Consider the following 18,198-nt stretch of genomic DNA (forward strand, 5'->3'; position numbering starts at 1 on the left):
TGTCTGTAACAACACCCATAAAATGCAAGACCGGCGGTTCCAGGCCGCCGGATCGCGAATAATAATGAGATATCCGGCCGGCGCGATGCCGGCCGACGCAGCATGGGGGCGAGCGGGGCGCGAGCGCGCGCCGGCGCGCCTGCCGTGCCGCAACGGACAGGACACAGGAGACGTGGACCATGAGAATTGCCCAGATCGCCCCGCTGACCGAATCCGTGCCGCCGAAGCTATACGGCGGCACGGAGCGCGTCGTGTCCTACATCACCGAGGCGCTCGTCGAGCTCGGTCACGACGTGACGCTGTTCGCGAGCGGCGATTCGACGACGCGGGCGAAGCTCGAGCCCGTCTGGCCGCGCGCGCTGCGGCTCGATTCGTCGATTCGCGACCGGGTCGCGCCGCACATGCTGCTGATGGAGACCGTCGCGCGCCGCGCGAAGGACTTCGACGTGCTCCATTTCCACATGGACTACTACTCGTTCTCGATCTTCAACCGGCAGGAAACGCCTTACGTGACGACGCTGCACGGCCGGCTCGACCTGCCCGAGCAGCAGCCGGTGTTCGATACGTTCAACACGGCGCCGGTGATCTCGATTTCGAACTCGCAGCGCCAGCCGCTGCCGCAGGCGAAGTGGCTGACGACCGTCTACCACGGGCTGCCCGATACGATGTACCTGCCGCAGCCGGTCGAGCCGCGCTATCTCGCGTTCCTCGGCCGCATTTCGCCGGAAAAGCGCGTCGACACGGCGATCCGCATTGCCCGCCAGTGCGGGCTGCCGATCAAGATCGCCGCGAAGATAGACGCGGCCGACCAGGAATACTTCGAGCGCGAGATCAAGCCGCTCTTCGCGTTGCCGCACGTCGAATTCATCGGCGAGATCGCGGATCACCAGAAGGCCGAATTCCTGTCGGGCGCGCATGCGCTGCTGTTTCCGATCGACTGGCCGGAGCCGTTCGGACTGGTGATGATCGAGGCGATGTCGTGTGGCACGCCGGTGATCGCGTTCAATCGCGGTGCCGTGCCCGAAGTGGTGGACGAGGGTGTGTCGGGTTTCATCGTCGAGGACGAAATCAGCGCGGTGGCCGCCGTGAACCGGCTGCACCTGCTGCCGCGTGCGCGCGTACGGCAGCGCTTCGAGGCGCGCTTCACGTCGCGCCGGATGGCGCAGCAATACGTCGACGTGTATCAGTCGGTGATCCGCGCGCAGAAGCGTTCGCGCTTCAAGGTGATCGACTCGACGACCTGACTTGATCCGACCGGCCCGGCGCGGCGCGCGTACGGATAAAAAAACGGCGATGCCCGCGAAGGCATCGCCGTTTGCGCATGGGTGGTGCGCGAGCGTCAGATCTTCAGCTTCGAGACCTTCGTGCCGTTGATCGACACGTCGCCCATCAGGCCCGCGTTCGTCAGCACGACGACCTGGACCGGTGCGGTGGCCGTGGTCGTGTCGACCGCGCCGTTCGCGCCCATCTTCACGAGCGCGACCGACGCGCCGGCGCCGGCTGCCCAGCCGTCCGAGCCGCGGAATTCGTCGAGCGCTTGCTGCGTCATGAACAGGAACACGATCGCCTTCGACTGGGCGCCGGCTTGCAGGCCGACCGACAGCGACGACGTGTTGTAGTAGCCGACCGTGCTGCCGCCGACGCGCAGTGCGCCGTTGCCGGACTGGCCGCCGACGATGAAGCCGGCCTGGATCACGTCCGGAAAGACGAGCACGCCGCGCGACTTCGCGACGAGTTCGCGCGAACCCTTGACCGTGGAGTACATGCGCGACAGCGTGGCGTCGACGCTCGAGTCGATTGCCTGGCGCTTCGACGCGTTGGTGGCGGCGTTGTCCGGCTTGTCCGGGGTGGTGGTACAACCGGTGAGCGCGAGGCTACCGACGATGAGCGCAGCGGCGGCTTTCAGCACAAGATTCCGTTTTTGCATCGTTCTTCTCCATCGGATGACGTTCGGAGTGAGTCTCGCTCATGGAGCGGATCACGTCGGCAGTTATATCACAGCGGCTTACAGCGTCTTTTCGTTGGGACGTGAAAAAGCGTCAAATCGCGCGGGGATGTCGCGGCGCGCCAACGGACGAACCGGCGCGCGCGCCGACGCGGGTCGGCGGGCGGGTAATACGACGGTCGAACGGAGGGCGGCGCCTGCCGCGCGCATCAGTGCGTGACGGGCGGAACGGGCGGCTTGATCGGCGGGCGGCGCAGCGCGCGGCGGATCAGCGCGATCACGACGCCGCAGGCGAACAGGAACGCGGCCGGCACGACCCAGTAGCCGACGAATGCGTGCCACAGGTAGCCCGCGAGCGTGTTGCGGCGCACCACGTATTCGTCGCGGGCGGCCTGCTGGCGCGGCGCATTGGCGGCGAGCACGTCGGCCGGGCAACCGGCCGCCCGCGCCTCGTCGGGGTCGCCATGACACTTCGCGGCGGCGCCGGCTGCCCGCTGCGCGTCGGTGAGCTGCCAGCTGGTCAGCGCGAGTTGCAGGTCCGCCTTGTTGTAGGCCATTTCCTCGCGGATCTCGCGCACGGCGACGATCGCGACGGGCACGGCCCAGAACACGATCACGATCAGCCAGCGGCGGAACCAGCGGTGTTGTCTCCATGCCATCCAAGCCTCCGTTTGACGCGCATGCGCGTCCGTCTCGAGGGCGGCCCGATGGCGCTTCTTGTACTTGGATGGGCCGCGTTGCAGCCATCATAGAAGAAAACGCGGCGAATTGCCGCACCATGTGGCGGCGCCGGGACGGCGGCCGGGAAAGCGGGGGCGAAAGCGGCAGGGCAGCGCGCGTCGATGCGCGTGCAACGAAAACAAAAATGCCGCGCCCGCCGAAGCGGTGCGCGGCATTCGATACGGGAGCGCCGGAACTCAGGCGGCCGGCTGGTTGCTCAGGCAGCTCTTCATGAACGCCTTGCGGTCGTCGCCTTTCTTGCCGGTGGCCTGCGTGTTGCACGCCTTCATCTTTTCCTGTTGCGACATTGCCTTCGCGGGCTTCGCCGACAGGCAGTCCTTCATGAACGCCTTGCGTTCGTCGCCCGTCTTGCCGGCTGCCTGGGTGTTGCAGGCCTTCATCTTGTCCTGCTGGCTGTTCGCCGCGAACGCGGGGGAAGCCAGCATGCCGCCGAGAAGCACTGCGGCTACGAGCGATTGGATTTTCATTTCGACACTCCCATGGGTGAATTGCGTGTTATCGACGCCGTCACGAAGCACCGCACGATGAGGATAGGGCCGCATCGCGCCGCGCGCTCCGATTATGGCAAATCAATGTGAAAACACCAAAACGGCACTTCCTATAACGTTGCGGACACGATGGCCGTTGACGGCGCGCCCGGCCGCGCGATCGGGACAAACCATGATGCGCGGCGGCCGGCTGCGGCCGCAAGCCTTTACAATCGCGCCATGAATACTTCGAATCCCGCATCTCCTTCGTCCGCGGCGGCCCTGCCGCGCATCGCCGTGCTCGCCACCGGCGGCACGATCGCCGGCGCCGCGCCCGACGCGGCCAGCACGGCCGGCTATCAGGCCGGCGCGCTCGGTGTCAGTTTCCTGGTCGACGCGGTGCCGGCGCTCGCGTCGGTCGCGCGCGTCGACGCCGAGCAGGTCGCGAGCATCGACAGCAAGGATCTCGCGCTGCCGCTGTGGAACACGCTCGCCGCGCGGATCGACGCGCTGATGGCCGACCCGGCGATCGACGGCATCGTGATCACCCACGGCACCGACACGCTCGAGGAAACCGCGTATGCGCTGCATCTGGTCGTGAAGGGCGACAAGCCGGTCGTGCTGACGGCCGCGATGCGCCCGGCGACCGCGCTGTCGTCCGACGGTCCGCTGAACCTGCTGAACGCGGTGACGGTGGCCGCGCATCCGTCCGCGCGCGGGCAGGGCGTGCTGGTCGCGTTCAACAACCGGATCCACGGCGCACGCGACGTCGTGAAGACGAGCACCTATGCGGTCGACGCGTTCCAGTCGCCGGAACTCGGCGCGCTCGGCTGGGTGCAGGACGGCCGGGTCGAATTCGCGCGCCGCGTCACGCGCTCGCGCGACATGCAGTTGACGATCGCCGCGACGTGGCCGCCCGTCGAAGTCGTCGCCAGCTATGCGGGCGTGACGCGCACGGCCGTCGACGCGCTGGTCGCGGCCGGCGTACGCGGCCTCGTCGTCGCGGGCACGGGCAACGGCTCGATCCATGCGACGCTGCAGGCGGCGCTCGCCGATGCGGTGAACGCGGGTGTGGCGGTGGTGCGCGCGTCGCGCGTCGGGTCGGGGCACGTGATGCGCAACGGCGCCGCGAGCGACGATGCGCTCGGCTTCGTGAGCGCGGGTTCGCTGAACCCGTTCAAGGCGCGCGTGCTGCTGATGCTCGCGCTCGCGAACGGCATCCAGGGTCGCGACGCACTGCAGCGCGCGTTCGATACGGTGTGACCGGATGACCGACCCGCGCGGCTCGGGCCGCGCACGTCACGCAGCATGAAAAAAAGCAGGCCAATGGCCTGCTTTTTCGTTTCGGTCCGGCGGGAATGCTCAGGACTGCGGCGGAATCACGAGCTTCTGGCCCGGGTAGATCTTGTCCGGGCTCGACAGCATCGGCTTGTTCGCCTCGAAGATCACCGGGTACTTGTTCGCGTCGCCGTACACTTCCTTGGCGATCGCCGACAGCGTGTCGCCCGGCTTGACGTCGTGGTACTGCACTTCCGGATCGTCCGGCTGCAGGTCGTCGTCGTTGACGCCCGCGACGCCCTGTACGTTGCCGGCCGCGACCTTGACCTTCGCCTTCGTGTCGAGGTCGGCCACGCTGCCCGACAGCGTCACGGTGCGCGATGCGCCGTCGAACGCCACGGTCAGGTTCGACGTATCGAGACCCTGCGTGTTGATGTAGTTCTTGATCGCATCGGCCGCGGTCTGGTTTGCGGCATTCGGATCTTCCGCTGCTTGCGCATCGGCATGACCCAGCAGTTTTTCACCCGCCTCTTTGATAAACGAAAGAAGACCCATCGTTGCACTCCTCAGGTGGTTGAAAAGAAAAAACGCGCCGTGAAGTGGCGAAAAAAACACCGCGCTGGGCGCGGTCACCGGAGGGAACGCTAGCGCGGCGGTTTTCTCGAAAGGCGTGGCGAAAGTGTAGGCGTTCATGACGACGATTGCATGAAAAATCGTACGCCCGAACGTAAAGAAATGTAATACGCGAAATCCGACAGGCGGACACCCGACGACGACGTCTGACCGACCAAGGCTTCCCCGGCGTCGCCGGGTGCCGCTGCGGACCCCACCACGCCGCTCTCAGCCCAGAGCGGCGTTTTTCGCCCCGTCGCGCACGCGGTTAGCGATGCGCGGCGGGGCGCCCCACCGTGATGCGCGCGTGCTGCGCGCATCGGCGCGACCGGCCGGGCCGGTCGCGTGTGTCATTCGCGTGTCCGTCATCGCGACGGAGCGCGCGTTGCTGCATCTGCGGAAAGCCGGCCGCGCGACGCGGCCCGCGCTCAGCCCGCGGTCTTCTCGATCTCGAAGTTCGACATGATCTCGAGCGCGCGCACGAGGGCCGAGTGATCCCACGCCTTGCCGCCGTGCGACGCGCATACGCTGAACAGCTGCTGCGCGCTGGCCGTGTGCGGCAGTGCGAGGCCGAGCTTGCGGGCGCCGTCGAGCGCGAGGTTCAGGTCCTTCTGGTGCAGCTCGATGCGGAAGCCCGGATCGAACGTTCGCCGGGTCATCCGCGCGCCGTGCACTTCGAGGATGCGCGATGCGGCGAAGCCGCCCATCAGCGCCTGGCGCACGCGTTCCGGATCGGCGCCCGAACGCGCGGCGAACAGCAGCGCTTCGCCCACCGCTTCGATGTTCAGCGCGACGATGATCTGGTTCGCGACCTTGCAGGTCTGGCCCGCGCCGTTGTCGCCGACGAGCGTGATGTTCTTGCCCATCTTCTCGAACAGCGGCTTCGCGCGCTCGAACGCCTGCTCCGGGCCGCCGACCATGATCGTCAGCGTCGCTTCGCGTGCGCCGACTTCGCCGCCGGACACCGGCGCGTCGAGGTAGTCGCAGCCGAGCGCGTTGATCTGCTTCGCGAATTCCTGCGTGTCGAGCGGCGAGATCGAGCTCATGTCGATCACGAGCTTGCCGGCCGAGAGGCCCTTCGCGACGCCGTCGTCGGCGAACAGCACGTTACGCACGTCCGGCGTATCCGGCACCATCGAGATGATGATGTCCGCGTTACGTGCGACTTCGGTCGAGTTCGCGACGACCTTCGCGCTCGCGCGCAGATCGTCCGGGACCGGGAACGCGCCGTTCACGACGAGCTGGTGGTCGCCCTTGAGCAGGTTGCGCGCCATGTGCGCGCCCATGATGCCGAGGCCGATGAAACCGATGGTTGCCATGTGAAAGTCTCCTATAGGGCTGAAAACGGGAAGGGCGGTGCTCAGGCGGCGCGGCGCGCCGAACCGGCTGCTCAGCCGGCGACGCGTTGCAGCCAGCCGAGGCCTTCCGTCGTGGTGGTACGGGGCTTGTATTCGCAGCCGACGTAGCCCGCATAGCCGAGCCGGTCGAGCAGGGCGAACAGGAACGCGTAGTTGATCTCGCCCGTGCCGGGCTCGTTGCGGCCCGGGTTGTCCGCGAGCTGGACGTGGCCGATCGATGCGAGGTTGCGCTCGATCGTCGCGGCCAGTTCGCCTTCCATGCGCTGCATGTGATAGATGTCGTATTGCAGGAACAGGTTGTCCGAGCCGACCGCGCGGATCACGTCGAGCCCCTCGGACGAGCGGTTCAGCGCGAAGCCCGGAATGTCGAAGCTGTTGCACGGCTCGACGAGCAGGCGGATGCCTTCGCGCTTGAGCGCGTCGGCGGCGAAGCGCAGGTTGTCGACGATCGTCACGAACGTCGTGTCGCGCGCGGTGCTCGCCGACGGAATGCCGACGAGGCAGTTCAACTGCGGCACCTTCAGCGCCTTCGCGTACTCGATCGCACGGCCGACACCTTCCTGGAATTCGCCGACGCGATCGGGCAGGCACGCGATGCCGCGCTCGCCCTGATCCCAGTTGCCGGCAGGCAGGTTGTGCAGCACGAGGCGCAGGCGGTGCGTCTCGAGCCGTTCGGCGAGTTCCTCTTTCGCGTACGGATACGGGAACAGGAACTCGACGGCGTCGAAGCCCGCGTCGGCGGCCGCCTTGAAGCGGTCGAGGAACGGCACTTCGTTGAACAGCATGGTCAGGTTTGCGGCAAACTTCGGCATGAGCTAAGCCTCTTCGGTCGGTCAGTCAAAAATGTCGTGCGGGTCAGTCGAGCATCGAGATCGCGGTCGGCGCGTGCTCGGCCTTCTCGGCGAGATCCTCGAATTCGTTGATCGCGTCGATTTCGGTGCCCATCGAGATGTTCGTCACGCGCTCGAGGATCACTTCGACGACCACCGGCACGCTGAACTCCGCCGCGATCGACTGCGCCTGGCGCAGCGCCGGCTCGATCTCTTCCGGCTTGAACACGCGCAGCGCCTTGCAGCCGAGGCCTTCCGCAACCGCCACGTGGTCGACGCCATAGCCGTTCAGTTCCGGCGCGTTCACGTTGTCGAACGCGAGCTGCACGCAGTAGTCCATGTCGAACGCGCGCTGCGCCTGGCGGATCAGCCCGAGGTACGAGTTGTTCACGACGACGTGCACGTACGGCAGCTTGAATTGCGCGCCGGCCGCCAGCTCCTCGATCATGAACTGGAAGTCGTAGTCGCCGGACAGCGCGACGATCGGGCGGCTCGGGTCGGCGGCACGCACGCCGAGCGCGGCGGGAATCGTCCAGCCGAGCGGGCCGGCCTGGCCGCAGTTGATCCAGTTGCGTGCCTTGAACACGTGCAGGAACTGCGCGGCGGCGATCTGCGACAGGCCGATCGTGCTGACGTAGCACGTATCGCGGCCGAACACCTTGTTCATCTCTTCGTACACGCGCTGCGGCTTGACCGGCACGTTGTCGAAGTGCGTCTTGCGCTGCAGCGTGCGCTTGCGTTCCTGGCATTCCGACACCCATGCGCTGCGGTCCTTCAGCTTGCCGGCGGCCTTCCATTCCCGTGCGATCGCGACGAACAGCTCGAGTGCCGCCTTCGCGTCGGACACGATGCCGAGATCCGGGCCGAACACGCGGCCGATCTGCGTCGGCTCGATGTCGACGTGCACGAACTTGCGGCCCTTCGTGTAGACCTCGACGCTGCCCGTGTGGCGGTTCGCCCAGCGGTTGCCGATGCCGAGCACGAAGTCCGACGCGAGCATCGTGGCGTTGCCGTAGCGGTGCGACGTCTGCAGACCGACCATGCCGGCCATCAACGGGTGGTCATCCGGAATCGCGCCCCACGACATCAGCGTCGGGATCACCGGCACGCCGATCGTTTCGGCGAACTGCACGAGCAGGTCTTCGGCAGCCGCGTTGAGCACGCCGCCGCCCGACACGATCAGCGGCTTGTCCGCGTCGTTGAGCATCGCGAGCGCCTTCTCGATCTGCGCGCGGGTGGCCGCGGGCTTGTAGACCGGCAGCGGTTCGTACGTGTCGATGTCGAATTCGATTTCGGCGAGCTGCACGTCGATCGGCAGGTCGACCAGCACCGGGCCCGGGCGGCCCGAGCGCATCAGGTGGAATGCCTGCTGGAACACGCGCGGCACGAGCGCCGGCTCGCGCACGGTGACGGCCCACTTCGTGACGGGCTTCGCGATCGACTCGATGTCGACGGCCTGAAAATCTTCCTTGTACAAGCGTGCGCGCGGCGCCTGGCCCGTGATCGCGAGGATCGGAATCGAGTCGGCGGACGCGGAGTAGAGGCCGGTGATCATGTCGGTGCCGGCGGGGCCCGACGTGCCGATGCACACGCCGATGTTGCCCGGCGCCGCACGCGTGAAGCCTTCCGCCATGTGCGATGCGCCTTCCACGTGGCGCGCCAGCACGTGGCTGATGCCGCCCGACTTGCGCATGGCCGAGTAGAACGGGTTGATCGCTGCACCCGGCACGCCGAACGCGGTCTGGATGCCTTCCTTCTCGAGCACGAGCACTGCCGCGTCGACGGCTCTCATCTTGGCCATGAATGTCTCCTTGAATGTGGCGGATCTTGCGAATGGGTCTGTTGGGGACACTTTAGGGATGCAGGAAAGGTTTGATAAGATCCGCTGAAGTCGCTTTTTTCGAAACTAAAAGTATGGAATGACGGCCGGGCGGGGCTTTCCGCCGGTGCCGGCACAGAGACGGAGACGGGAGATGGATCGCTTCAAGCAGATCGAGACGTTCGTGCGGGTGGCCGATGCCGGCAGCCTCGCGGCGGCGGCGCTCGAGGAAGGCGTGTCGCCGGTGGTGCTCGGGCGGCGCATCGACGCGCTCGAAAAGCGTCTCGGCGTGAAGCTGATGTACCGCTCGACGCGGCGGCTGGTGGTCAGCGAGGAGGGCGCCGCGTTCCTCGAGCGTTGCCGCGGGCTGCTCACCGAATGGGACCAGGCCGAGAACGAACTGGCCGCCGGGCGGCGCGCGGTCAGCGGCCACCTGATCGTGTCGGCGCCGGCCGCGTTCGGACGCAAGCACGTCGCGCCGCACGCGCCGGGCTTTCTGGCCGACAAGCCGGAGATGCAGCTGTCGTTCAACCTGACCGACCGCGTCGTCGATCTCGTGCGCGAGGGCTACGACCTGTCGATCCGGATCGGCGGCGCCGTCGATCCGAACTTCGTCGCGGTGAAGCTCGCGTCGAACCGGCGCGTCGTGTGCGGCACGCCCGACTATTTCCGCCGGCACGGCCGTCCGAAGTCGCTCGACGACCTGCTCAAGCACAACTGTCTCGCGTTTAACCTGCAGGGCGGGCAGAACCGCGGCTGGTATTTCCAGCGCCACGGCAAGATCGCGACGATGCGCGTGACCGGCAATCTCGACTGCAACGACGGCGAACTGCTGCACCGCTGGGTGGCCGAGGGCCTCGGGCTCGGCTGGCGCTCGACGTGGGAAATCGCCGCGCAGCTCGAGACGGGCGAGCTCGAAACCGTGCTCGACGAATATGCGCTGCCCGACTACGACATCCTCGCCGTCTACCCGCAGCAGCGCTACGTGCCGGCGCGCGTGCGCTACTTCATCGACTACCTGCGTGCCGCTTACGCGCGCCCCGGCTACTGGAACACCACCCCATAACCGGCGCGGCCGGCCCGGCCACGGCGGCGCCGGCCATTTTTTTACGCGTCGGGCGCGCGGCGCGGGAATAAACTCGACGCAACGACGGTAAGGTCATCGAGTGCGCGCGTTGCCGGTCTGCCCGGGCACCGGGCGCGGAACGGGCGCGGCTTCGGCCGCCGGAACCAGGAGGCGATGTGGGGCAAGCCGGACAGGCGGTCGATGAGCGGTCGGCGGACGACGCGCTCGCGCGCGGCGAGCGGTTTCGCGCGCTGGTGCTGCCGCATCTCGACGCCGCGTACAACCTCGCGCGCTGGCTGAGCGGCAACGCCGGCGATGCGGACGACGTCGTCCAGGACGCATGCATGCGCGCGCTGCGCTTCGTCGACTCGTGTCGCGGCGACAACGCGCGGCCGTGGCTGCTGACGATCGTGCGCCACACCTGGTACACGGAGTGGCGTCGCCGCACGCATGCACACGAGGTCGCGCTGCCCGACACGCTCGACGACACCGACGTGCCCGACGACTGGCAGCCGGCGACCGAGGATCCGCTCGCGCATCTGCTGCGCGGCGAGAACGTGCGGCTTGTGAACGCGGCGCTCGCGAAGCTGCCGCCCGAATACCGCGAGGTGCTCGTGCTGCGCGAGATGGAAGACCTGAGTTATCGCGAGATCGCGGCGATCGCGGACGTGCCGGTCGGCACGGTGATGTCGCGGCTCTCGCGCGGCCGGCGCAGGCTCGCCGCGCTGCTCGGCGACATGCCGGCAGCGGCGGCCGAAGGCAGGCCGGGCCGTACGCCGGCCGGCGGAACCGCATCGGAGGCTATCGATGGACTGTAACGAAGCGCGCGCGTTGCTGGACGCGGACGTCGACCGCGAGCTGTCGGCGCCCGATGCGTTGCGGGTCCAGCAGCATGTCGAAGGGTGTGAAGCGTGCCGCCGCGAACGCGCGCGGATCGTCACGCTGACGCAGGCCGTGCGGCAGGCCGACTACCACCGTGCGCCGGATGCGCTGCGGGCCGGCATTCTCGCGAGCCTGCCGACAGCGGCCCCCGCCGCGGCCGATGCGCCCGCGCGCGAGCAGGCGCGAGCGGCGCCGCGGCCCGAGCGCGAGCCCGAGTCTAGGCCACAGTCGCGCCCGCGCGGCCGCCGCTGGTTCTCGTGGCTGACGGACCCCGCCGGCGCGGCGCGCCCGGCGTCTGCAGGCACGGGGCCGCGCGTCGCCGCCTTGCCCGGGCTGGGCTGGGGTGTCGCGCTGCTGGTGGCGCTGGCCGCGGCGGGCACCATGACGTGGTCGGCACGCCACGCCGACACCGACCGCACGGTCGACGAACTCGTGTCGAGCCACGTGCGGGCCGACCTGTCGGCGCGCGACATCGACGTGATCTCGACCGACCGGCATACGGTCAAGCCGTGGTTCAACGGCCGGCTCGACTATGCGCCGCCGGTCGAGGATCTTGCGGCGGACGGCTTCGCGCTGGTCGGCGGCCGGCTCGACTACGTCGGGCGCCGCCGCGTCGCGGTGCTCGTCTACCGTTACCGGCAGCACGTGATCGACGTCTACGTGCGGCCGGCCGGGGAGGGGCCGGGGTCGCCGTACGCGACGGTGTCGCAGGGCTATGCGCTCGACCGCTGGGACGCGGCCGGGATGACGTGGTGGGCCGTGACCGACGCCGAGCCGTCGGCGCTCGCGGCATTCCGGACCGCGCTCGATGCGCGGCTCGGCGGCACGCGCAGCGAGTGACGGCGCGGCGGTGTGCGGCCGCCGCGCCGCATACGTCTGTTTCGACCCTGACCACAGAAAAGGCGGAAGGACGACCCGTTGGCCGGCGCGTGGCCCGTCAAGTCGTTGAAAACATGGCCGAATCCGCCCGCGAATCGCCGATTGGCCTTGCAGGCGCCCTTTATCCGGGTTAGAATCTTCGGCTTCTCACTTGCCACACCGGTACAGACGCCCGGGTGGCTTTAATCCACAAGGAGTGTGTAATGCGTCATTACGAAATCGTATTCATCGTGCACCCCGATCAGAGCGAGCAAGTGCCCGCGATGATCGAGCGTTACAAGACCACGATCACGTCGCACGGCGGTCAGATCCACCGTGTCGAGGACTGGGGCCGTCGCCAACTGGCCTACATGATCGAGAAACTCGCGAAGGCTCACTACGTCTGCATGAACATCGAGTGCGACCAGACGACGCTCGACGAACTCGAACACGCGTTCAAGTTCAACGACGCCGTGCTGCGCCACCTCATCGTCAAGATGAAGAAGGCCGAAACCGGCCCGTCGCCGATGATGAAGGAAGTTCAGCGCGAAGAAGCCAAGAAGGCGGCTGCAGCTCAGCCGACCGAAGCGCAGGCTTAAGTTCGTCATTCATTAAGCCATCAAGGAGCGCGTCACTCACGTGAACAGGTTGCAATTGACGGCGAGCGTCGTCGAACGCGCCCCGGTGCGATATACGCCGGCGGGTGTTCCGATCGCAAGCGCCACGTTGCACCACCGCACGGAAGTCGTCGAAGCAGGCATTCCCCGCCAGGTCGAAATGACGATCGAGGCGGTGGCGGCCGGTGAGGCGAGCGGCAAGCTGGAAAGTCGTGAAATGGGCGTCGAAACGCTGTTCACGGGCTTCCTGGCCAAGAAAAGCCGCAACGCGAGAACCTTGGTGTTTCACATCACAGCATTGCAGGACATTGGAAAGGACTGAAATCATGCCCCGCCCGACTGGTAAGAAATTCGACAAGCGTCGTCAGCAACAAAACCCGCTCTTCAAGCGCAAGAAGTTCTGCCGTTTCACGGCTGCAGGCGTCGAGCAGATCGACTACAAGGACACGGAAACGCTGAAGGACTTCATCGGCGAAAACGGCAAGATCACGCCGGCTCGTCTGACGGGTACGAAGGCGCACTATCAGCGTCAGCTGGATACGGCCATCAAGCGTGCGCGTTTCCTCGCGCTGCTGCCGTACACCGATCAGCACAAGGCGTAATCAGGCGACGCAATAAGGAGAATTCGAATGCAAATCATTCTGTTGGAAAAAGTCGCCAATCTGGGTAACCTCGGCGACATCGTCAAGGTCAAGGACGGTTACGCTCGCAACTTCCTGATCCCGAACCGCAAGGCTCGCCGTGCAACGAAGGAAGCGATCGCCGAATTCGAAGTGCGCCGCGCGGAACTCGAAAAGATCGCCGCTGAAAAGCTGGCGGCATCGCAGGCAGTCGGCGAGAAGCTGAACGGCCAGTCGTTCGAAATCACGCAGAAGTCGGGCGTCGACGGCCGTCTGTTCGGTTCGGTCACGAACGGCGACGTCGCGGAACTGCTGAAGAAGGCAGGTTTCGAAGTCGAGAAGCTGCAGGTTCGCATGCCGGAAGGCCCGCTGAAGATGATCGGCGAGCACAACGTCCAGGTCGCGCTGCACACGGACGTCGTTGTCGACGTCACGATCAACGTGATCGGCGACCACGCGTAAGCGTACGCAAGCTTTCCGGGCGGCTTCCGTCGTCCGGACAAGGGCAGGCGTCCGGGCAACCGGGGCCTGCCTTTTTTATTGCCGCTTCGCCGGGACGCTCTCTGGCGTCGTCGTAGGTTATTCGCGATAATCCCAACCCATGAACGCGCCGCAAGATCCCCAAATCGAATCGCTGAAAGTCCCGCCGCACTCGGTCGAAGCCGAACAATCCGTGCTCGGCGGCCTGTTGCTCGACAACGCGGCCTGGGACCGGATTGCCGACTTCCTGTCGCAAGGCGACTTCTACCGTTACGACCACCGGATCATCTACGAGCACATCGGTCGCCTGATCGCGTCGACGCGCCCGGCCGACGTCGTGACCGTGTACGAAGCGCTGACCACGTCCGGCAAGGCCGACGACGTCGGCGGCCTCGCGTACCTCAACGCCCTTGCGCAGAACACGCCGAGCGCCGCGAACATCCGCCGCTACGCGGAAATCGTGCGCGACCGGGCGGTGCTGCGCCGGCTCGTGTCGGTCGCCGACGAAATCTCGGCCGATGCGTTCAACCCGCAGGGCAAGGAAGTCCGCCAGCTGCTCGACGAAGCCGAATCGAAGGTGTTCTCGATCGCCGAAGAGGGCGCGCGCGGCAACCAGGGCTTTCTGGAGATCGGGCCGCTGCTCACGCAGGTGGTCGAGCGTATCGACACGCTGTATCACACCGCGAATCCGAGCGACGTCACGGGCACGCCCACCGGCTTCGTTGACCTCGACCGGATGACGTCCGGGATGCACGGCGGCGAGCTGATCATCGTCGCGGGGCGCCCGTCGATGGGCAAGACCGCCTTCTCGATGAACATCGGCGAATACGTCGCGGTCGAGTACGGGCTGCCGGTCGCGGTGTTCTCGATGGAAATGCCGGGCACCCAGCTCGTGATGCGTATGCTCGGCTCGATCGGCCGGCTCGATCAGCACCGGATGCGTACGGGCCGCCTGACCGACGAGGATTGGCCGAAGCTGACGCACGCGGTGCAGAAGATGAGCGAGGCGCAGCTCTTCATCGACGAAACGGGCGGCCTGAATCCGATGGAATTGCGCTCGCGCGCGCGGCGTCTGGCGCGCCAGTGCGGCAAGCTCGGCCTGATCATCGTCGACTACCTGCAGCTGATGTCGGGCTCGTCGCAGGGCGAGAACCGCGCGACCGAAATCTCGGAAATCTCGCGATCGCTGAAGAGTCTCGCGAAGGAGCTCGACGTGCCGGTGATCGCGCTGTCGCAGCTGAACCGTGGCCTCGAGCAGCGTCCGAACAAGCGTCCGGTGATGTCGGATTTGCGCGAATCGGGCGCAATCGAACAGGACGCGGACGTGATCCTGTTCATTTATCGCGATGAAGTCTACAATCCCGACAGCCCTGACAAGGGGACGGCCGAGATCATCATCGGCAAGCAGCGTAACGGGCCGATCGGCCCCGTTCGGCTCACGTTCCTGGGGCAATACACGAAGTTCGACAACTTTGCAGGGGCGCAGACCTTCTACGGCGAGTAACGCCGGTTGTAAACCCTTATTTCGCCAAACGTTGTATCCAATCCCGGCGCGCGTATATGCGCGCGTCGCGGCGCGACCGAAACCGGTACAATGTCGCCCGTTTTCGTGACAGTAGTTTGACAATCTCTCAGGAATCCCATGTTCGGTCGATTCATGCCCACGGAGGGCAAGTTCTTTGAACTCTTCAACGCGCACGCGAAGCACATCGTTTCCGGTGGCCGCGAACTCGAACTGCTGATCGACAATCTCGCCGACGCCGAGATTCACAAGCAAAACGTGCAGACCGCCGAGAAGGCCGCCGACAAGCTCACGCACGAGGCGATCGATCTTCTGCACAAGACGTTCATCACGCCGCTCGATCGCGACGAGATCCACAAGCTGATCACGACGATGGACGACATCCTCGACCTGATGGAAGACGTCGCGACGGCCGTGTCGCTGTACGACGTGCGTTCCGTCACGTCCGAGGCGAGCCAGCTCGCGCACATCGTCACGCAGTCGGCCCAGCACGTGCAGCAGGCGGTCGGGTTGCTGTCCGACATGAAGCAGTCGGCGCAGATCCTCAAGCAGTGCGAGGAGATCGACCGCTGGGAGTCGGAAGCCGATCGCGTGCTGCGCTCGGCGATGTCGAAGCTGTTCCGCGAAGAAGACGACGTGAAGACGCTCATCAAGCTGAAGGCGATCTACGAACTGCTCGAAGAGATCACCGACAAGTGCGAGGACGTCGCGAACATCATCGAAGGCATCGTGCTGGAAAACGCCTGAGCGGACCACGATGCATTCGATACAACTCGCCCTCTGGATGGTCGCGACGCTCGTGCTCGTCGCGCTCGTATTCGATTTCATGAACGGCTTTCACGACGCGGCGAACTCGATCGCCACCGTCGTGTCGACCGGGGTGCTGAAACCCCAGCAGGCCGTCGTGTTCGCGGCGGCGTTCAACGTCATCGCCTATTTCATCTTCCACCTGAAGGTCGCGCAGACCGTCGGTAAAGGCACGATCGATCCTGAAATCGTCGATCACTACGTCGTGTTCGGCGCGCTGGTCGGTGCGATCGGCTGGAACGTGATCACGTGGTACTACGGGATTCCGTCGAGCTCGTCGCACGCACTGATCGGCGGGCTCGTCGGCGCGGCGCTCGCGAAGTCGGGCTGGAGCTCGCTGAACATCGACGGGCTGCTGAAGACGGTTGCGTTCATCTTCATTTCGCCGCTGCTCGGTTTCATCCTCGGCTCGCTGTTCATGCTCGGCGTGTCGTGGCTGTACTTCCGTACCGCGCCCAGCAAGGTCGACCGGCGCTTCCGCCGGCTGCAGCTGCTGTCGGCCGGGCTGTACAGCCTCGGCCACGGCGGCAACGACGCGCAGAAAACGATCGGCATCATCTGGATGCTGCTGATCGCGTCGGGCTATGCGTCGGCGACCGCCGATGCGCCGCCGGCGTGGGTGATCGGCGCGTGCTACCTGTCGATGGGCCTCGGCACGCTGTTCGGCGGCTGGCGCATCGTGCGCACGATGGGTCAGAAGATCACGAAGCTCAAGCCGGTCGGCGGTTTCTGTGCGGAAACCGGCGGCGCGATGACGCTGTTCCTCGCGTCGTTCCTCGGCATTCCGGTGTCGACCACGCACACGATCACCGGCGCGATCGTCGGCGTCGGCGCGACGCAGAAGCTGTCGGCCGTGCGCTGGGGCGTAGCCGGCAATATCGTGTGGGCGTGGGTGCTGACGCTGCCGGCGGCCGCGCTGTTCGCAGCCGGCGGATGGTGGCTCGGGCATCAGATTTTCTGATCGCCGCTACCGTCGAACGGGCACTCGATGCGCCGCAAGCCGAAAGGCTGCGGCGCATTTTCTTTGGGGCGGCGCGAATGTGCGGCGCATGGCGGGTGCCGTCGCGGGTGGCCGCAGGCGACGGCGAAACGGGTGAGCGCGGAGGGAAGCGGGCTAGTAACTTCCGCTCGCGAACCGGGCAATCGGATCGTCCGCGGTCGCGGTGCGCGGGCTGACCGGCGCGGACTGCGTCGATGCGCGCAATACCTGCACGGGAGCCGGTTCGGGGCTGCGCGGTGACGTCGCTGCGACGGCCGGCGGCGGCTCCGCGTCGAAAGCGGCTGCCTCGGCGGCCGTCAGCGCGGTGGTCGGAATCTGCGTGCCGACCTCGGCCGGGGCGGCCGATGTAGCCGGCGCGGCATTCGACGTCATGGTGGCGATGCCCGCGCCGTCATTCACGGACGTTGCCTGCTGCCGGGCCGCCTGCATGCGCGGCGGCGGCGGTTCGTACGGATCGGCCGCCGCAGCCGCGGAGGGGGCCGCTGCGGTCGATGCGACCTGCGCGGCCGGCATGACCGGTGCGGGTGTCCGGGTAGCGGCAGCTTGCGGCGACGCATAGGCCGGCTGCAGCGGCGCGGCGGCGGCGGTCACGACCACCGGAGCGGGCGAGACGACCGGCGCGCTGCGCGGCTCGTCACGCTTTGCCTCGTAGGTCGGCGCATCGAACGGCGTAGGCGCGCCGCGCGGCGGCGCGACGCGGCGAATGCCGTCGAAGCGCTTCGCCCAGTATGGATTCGTCAGGTAGTCGAGCCGCACGGTGCCGCCCGTCGACGGCGCATTGACGAAGCGCAGCTTGCCGACATAGATGCCGACGTGCGAATGCGGCCGCCCGGTCGTATTGAAGAAGATCAGGTCGCCCGGCGCGATCTGGTCGGGCTCGACCGACACGCCGCGGCCGCTCATGTCGGCGGTCGTGCGCGGCAGGTTCACGTCGGCCGCACGGCCGATCACGTAGCGCACGAGCCCGCTGCAGTCGAAGCCGCTCGTCGGCGTGTTGCCGCCCCAGCGATACGGGACGCCGACGAGGCTCATCGCCTGGATCGAGATTTCTTCCTGGCCGACGCTGTGATCGACGAAATTCGGGAAATTGGCGGGGGCGGGGAAGGCGCGCGGCGTCGTGATCTTCATGCCGGACGCGGGGCGCGATGCCGACTGCGGCGGCACGCTGGAGCAGGCCGCAAGCAGTGAAACGACAGCAACGGGAACCCAGATTCGAAGCATGGCAAGGCGGGCGAGCACGGTGCGCTCGCGAATCGTATGACAACAGACAGACCCGATGGTAGACGCACCGGCGGG

General features: G+C 66.6%; 20 protein-coding genes. 12 read left to right on the forward strand and 8 right to left on the reverse strand.

The window, feature by feature from the left end:
* Window positions 1-179: 179 nt before the first annotated feature.
* A complete protein-coding gene (locus tag HWX08_RS17090; protein ID WP_069256876.1) occupies window positions 180-1,244 on the forward strand; it encodes a glycosyltransferase family 4 protein in 1,065 nt (354 codons plus the stop codon).
* 95 nt (window positions 1,245-1,339) lie between these two features.
* Here HWX08_RS17090 and HWX08_RS17095 read toward each other — a convergent pair whose 3' ends face one another.
* The 3 genes from HWX08_RS17095 to HWX08_RS17105 all read right to left on the reverse strand — a co-directional run bounded on the left by HWX08_RS17095 (window position 1,340) and on the right by HWX08_RS17105 (window position 3,153).
* On the reverse strand, window positions 1,340-1,927 hold the full coding sequence (locus HWX08_RS17095) for a BPSL1445 family SYLF domain-containing lipoprotein (protein ID WP_069256875.1): 588 nt from the start codon (window positions 1,925-1,927) through the stop codon (window positions 1,340-1,342).
* A 227-nt stretch (window positions 1,928-2,154) separates the two neighbouring features.
* Window positions 2,155-2,604 (reverse strand): hypothetical protein, encoded by a 450-nt coding sequence (locus HWX08_RS17100; RefSeq protein WP_107313960.1) that lies wholly within the window; start codon window positions 2,602-2,604, stop codon window positions 2,155-2,157.
* Window positions 2,605-2,862: 258 nt separating this feature from the next.
* Window positions 2,863-3,153 carry a PsiF family protein gene (locus tag HWX08_RS17105; protein WP_069256873.1) on the reverse strand — a complete coding sequence of 97 codons (291 nt, stop codon included), beginning with the start codon at window positions 3,151-3,153 and terminating at the stop codon, window positions 2,863-2,865.
* A gap of 240 nt (window positions 3,154-3,393) precedes the next feature.
* Between HWX08_RS17105 and HWX08_RS17110 the strand changes: the two genes are divergently transcribed.
* Window positions 3,394-4,416 (forward strand): asparaginase, encoded by a 1,023-nt coding sequence (locus tag HWX08_RS17110; protein ID WP_174920528.1) that lies wholly within the window; start codon window positions 3,394-3,396, stop codon window positions 4,414-4,416.
* Between the two features lie 99 nt (window positions 4,417-4,515).
* On the opposite strand, the gene lysM is transcribed toward HWX08_RS17110, so the two are convergent.
* The 4 genes from lysM to gcl all read right to left on the reverse strand — a co-directional run bounded on the left by lysM (window position 4,516) and on the right by gcl (window position 9,032).
* Complete coding sequence (gene lysM, locus HWX08_RS17115; protein WP_069256871.1) at window positions 4,516-4,986, reverse strand: peptidoglycan-binding protein LysM; 471 nt, start codon at window positions 4,984-4,986, stop codon at window positions 4,516-4,518.
* Window positions 4,987-5,471: 485 nt separating this feature from the next.
* A complete protein-coding gene (locus tag HWX08_RS17120; RefSeq protein WP_069256870.1) occupies window positions 5,472-6,362 on the reverse strand; it encodes a 2-hydroxy-3-oxopropionate reductase in 891 nt (296 codons plus the stop codon).
* Between the two features lie 71 nt (window positions 6,363-6,433).
* Window positions 6,434-7,213: a hydroxypyruvate isomerase gene (gene hyi, locus HWX08_RS17125; protein WP_174920529.1), complete on the reverse strand. Its 780-nt coding sequence runs from the start codon at window positions 7,211-7,213 to the stop codon at window positions 6,434-6,436.
* A 43-nt stretch (window positions 7,214-7,256) separates the two neighbouring features.
* Window positions 7,257-9,032 (reverse strand): glyoxylate carboligase, encoded by a 1,776-nt coding sequence (gcl, locus tag HWX08_RS17130; RefSeq protein ID WP_174920530.1) that lies wholly within the window; start codon window positions 9,030-9,032, stop codon window positions 7,257-7,259.
* A gap of 172 nt (window positions 9,033-9,204) precedes the next feature.
* Between gcl and HWX08_RS17135 the strand changes: the two genes are divergently transcribed.
* From HWX08_RS17135 to HWX08_RS17180, 10 genes are all read left to right on the forward strand, one after another.
* A complete protein-coding gene (locus HWX08_RS17135) occupies window positions 9,205-10,116 on the forward strand; it encodes a LysR family transcriptional regulator (protein WP_069256867.1) in 912 nt (303 codons plus the stop codon).
* Window positions 10,117-10,292: 176 nt separating this feature from the next.
* Window positions 10,293-10,934, forward strand: coding sequence for an RNA polymerase sigma factor (locus HWX08_RS17140; RefSeq protein ID WP_174920531.1), 642 nt, complete (start codon window positions 10,293-10,295; stop codon window positions 10,932-10,934).
* A complete protein-coding gene (locus tag HWX08_RS17145; protein WP_174920532.1) occupies window positions 10,924-11,838 on the forward strand; it encodes an anti-sigma factor family protein in 915 nt (304 codons plus the stop codon). Before HWX08_RS17140 ends, HWX08_RS17145 begins: the two co-directional genes overlap by 11 nt.
* Before the next feature lie 242 nt (window positions 11,839-12,080).
* Window positions 12,081-12,455, forward strand: coding sequence for a 30S ribosomal protein S6 (rpsF, locus tag HWX08_RS17150; RefSeq protein WP_006402295.1), 375 nt, complete (start codon window positions 12,081-12,083; stop codon window positions 12,453-12,455).
* Window positions 12,456-12,495: 40 nt separating this feature from the next.
* Window positions 12,496-12,795, forward strand: a complete 300-nt coding sequence (gene priB / locus HWX08_RS17155; RefSeq protein WP_006486250.1) for a primosomal replication protein N — start codon at window positions 12,496-12,498, stop codon at window positions 12,793-12,795.
* A gap of 4 nt (window positions 12,796-12,799) precedes the next feature.
* Window positions 12,800-13,075 carry a 30S ribosomal protein S18 gene (gene rpsR, locus HWX08_RS17160; protein WP_006486248.1) on the forward strand — a complete coding sequence of 92 codons (276 nt, stop codon included), beginning with the start codon at window positions 12,800-12,802 and terminating at the stop codon, window positions 13,073-13,075.
* 27 nt (window positions 13,076-13,102) lie between these two features.
* A complete protein-coding gene (gene rplI / locus HWX08_RS17165) occupies window positions 13,103-13,555 on the forward strand; it encodes a 50S ribosomal protein L9 (protein WP_021156519.1) in 453 nt (150 codons plus the stop codon).
* A gap of 139 nt (window positions 13,556-13,694) precedes the next feature.
* Window positions 13,695-15,077 carry a replicative DNA helicase gene (locus HWX08_RS17170; protein ID WP_006486249.1) on the forward strand — a complete coding sequence of 461 codons (1,383 nt, stop codon included), beginning with the start codon at window positions 13,695-13,697 and terminating at the stop codon, window positions 15,075-15,077.
* 138 nt (window positions 15,078-15,215) lie between these two features.
* Window positions 15,216-15,842 (forward strand): DUF47 domain-containing protein, encoded by a 627-nt coding sequence (locus HWX08_RS17175; protein WP_069256864.1) that lies wholly within the window; start codon window positions 15,216-15,218, stop codon window positions 15,840-15,842.
* Between the two features lie 10 nt (window positions 15,843-15,852).
* A complete protein-coding gene (locus tag HWX08_RS17180; RefSeq protein ID WP_069256863.1) occupies window positions 15,853-16,863 on the forward strand; it encodes an inorganic phosphate transporter in 1,011 nt (336 codons plus the stop codon).
* Window positions 16,864-17,016: 153 nt separating this feature from the next.
* Here the strand turns inward: HWX08_RS17180 and HWX08_RS17185 are convergent, their stop codons facing one another.
* Window positions 17,017-18,123, reverse strand: a complete 1,107-nt coding sequence (locus HWX08_RS17185) for a C40 family peptidase (RefSeq protein WP_174920533.1) — start codon at window positions 18,121-18,123, stop codon at window positions 17,017-17,019.
* Window positions 18,124-18,198 lie beyond the last annotated feature (75 nt).

Origin of the sequence: Burkholderia metallica (genome assembly GCF_902832845.1) — a bacterium.
GTDB lineage: Bacteria > Pseudomonadota > Gammaproteobacteria > Burkholderiales > Burkholderiaceae > Burkholderia > Burkholderia metallica.

Coding starts and splice junctions, on each gene's coding strand:
- HWX08_RS17185 (WP_174920533.1), bottom strand. CDS start 18,123: ATGCTTCGAATCTGGGTTCCCGTTGCTGTCGTTTCACTGCTTGCGGCC.
- gcl (WP_174920530.1), bottom strand. CDS start 9,032: ATGGCCAAGATGAGAGCCGTCGACGCGGCAGTGCTCGTGCTCGAGAAG.
- HWX08_RS17095 (WP_069256875.1), bottom strand. CDS start 1,927: ATGCAAAAACGGAATCTTGTGCTGAAAGCCGCCGCTGCGCTCATCGTC.
- rpsR (WP_006486248.1), top strand. CDS start 12,800: ATGCCCCGCCCGACTGGTAAGAAATTCGACAAGCGTCGTCAGCAACAA.
- HWX08_RS17180 (WP_069256863.1), top strand. CDS start 15,853: ATGCATTCGATACAACTCGCCCTCTGGATGGTCGCGACGCTCGTGCTC.
- lysM (WP_069256871.1), bottom strand. CDS start 4,986: ATGGGTCTTCTTTCGTTTATCAAAGAGGCGGGTGAAAAACTGCTGGGT.
- HWX08_RS17135 (WP_069256867.1), top strand. CDS start 9,205: ATGGATCGCTTCAAGCAGATCGAGACGTTCGTGCGGGTGGCCGATGCC.
- rplI (WP_021156519.1), top strand. CDS start 13,103: ATGCAAATCATTCTGTTGGAAAAAGTCGCCAATCTGGGTAACCTCGGC.
- HWX08_RS17100 (WP_107313960.1), bottom strand. CDS start 2,604: ATGGCATGGAGACAACACCGCTGGTTCCGCCGCTGGCTGATCGTGATC.
- HWX08_RS17120 (WP_069256870.1), bottom strand. CDS start 6,362: ATGGCAACCATCGGTTTCATCGGCCTCGGCATCATGGGCGCGCACATG.
- HWX08_RS17110 (WP_174920528.1), top strand. CDS start 3,394: ATGAATACTTCGAATCCCGCATCTCCTTCGTCCGCGGCGGCCCTGCCG.
- HWX08_RS17090 (WP_069256876.1), top strand. CDS start 180: ATGAGAATTGCCCAGATCGCCCCGCTGACCGAATCCGTGCCGCCGAAG.
- HWX08_RS17145 (WP_174920532.1), top strand. CDS start 10,924: ATGGACTGTAACGAAGCGCGCGCGTTGCTGGACGCGGACGTCGACCGC.
- hyi (WP_174920529.1), bottom strand. CDS start 7,213: ATGCCGAAGTTTGCCGCAAACCTGACCATGCTGTTCAACGAAGTGCCG.
- HWX08_RS17170 (WP_006486249.1), top strand. CDS start 13,695: ATGAACGCGCCGCAAGATCCCCAAATCGAATCGCTGAAAGTCCCGCCG.
- HWX08_RS17105 (WP_069256873.1), bottom strand. CDS start 3,153: ATGAAAATCCAATCGCTCGTAGCCGCAGTGCTTCTCGGCGGCATGCTG.
- HWX08_RS17175 (WP_069256864.1), top strand. CDS start 15,216: ATGTTCGGTCGATTCATGCCCACGGAGGGCAAGTTCTTTGAACTCTTC.
- rpsF (WP_006402295.1), top strand. CDS start 12,081: ATGCGTCATTACGAAATCGTATTCATCGTGCACCCCGATCAGAGCGAG.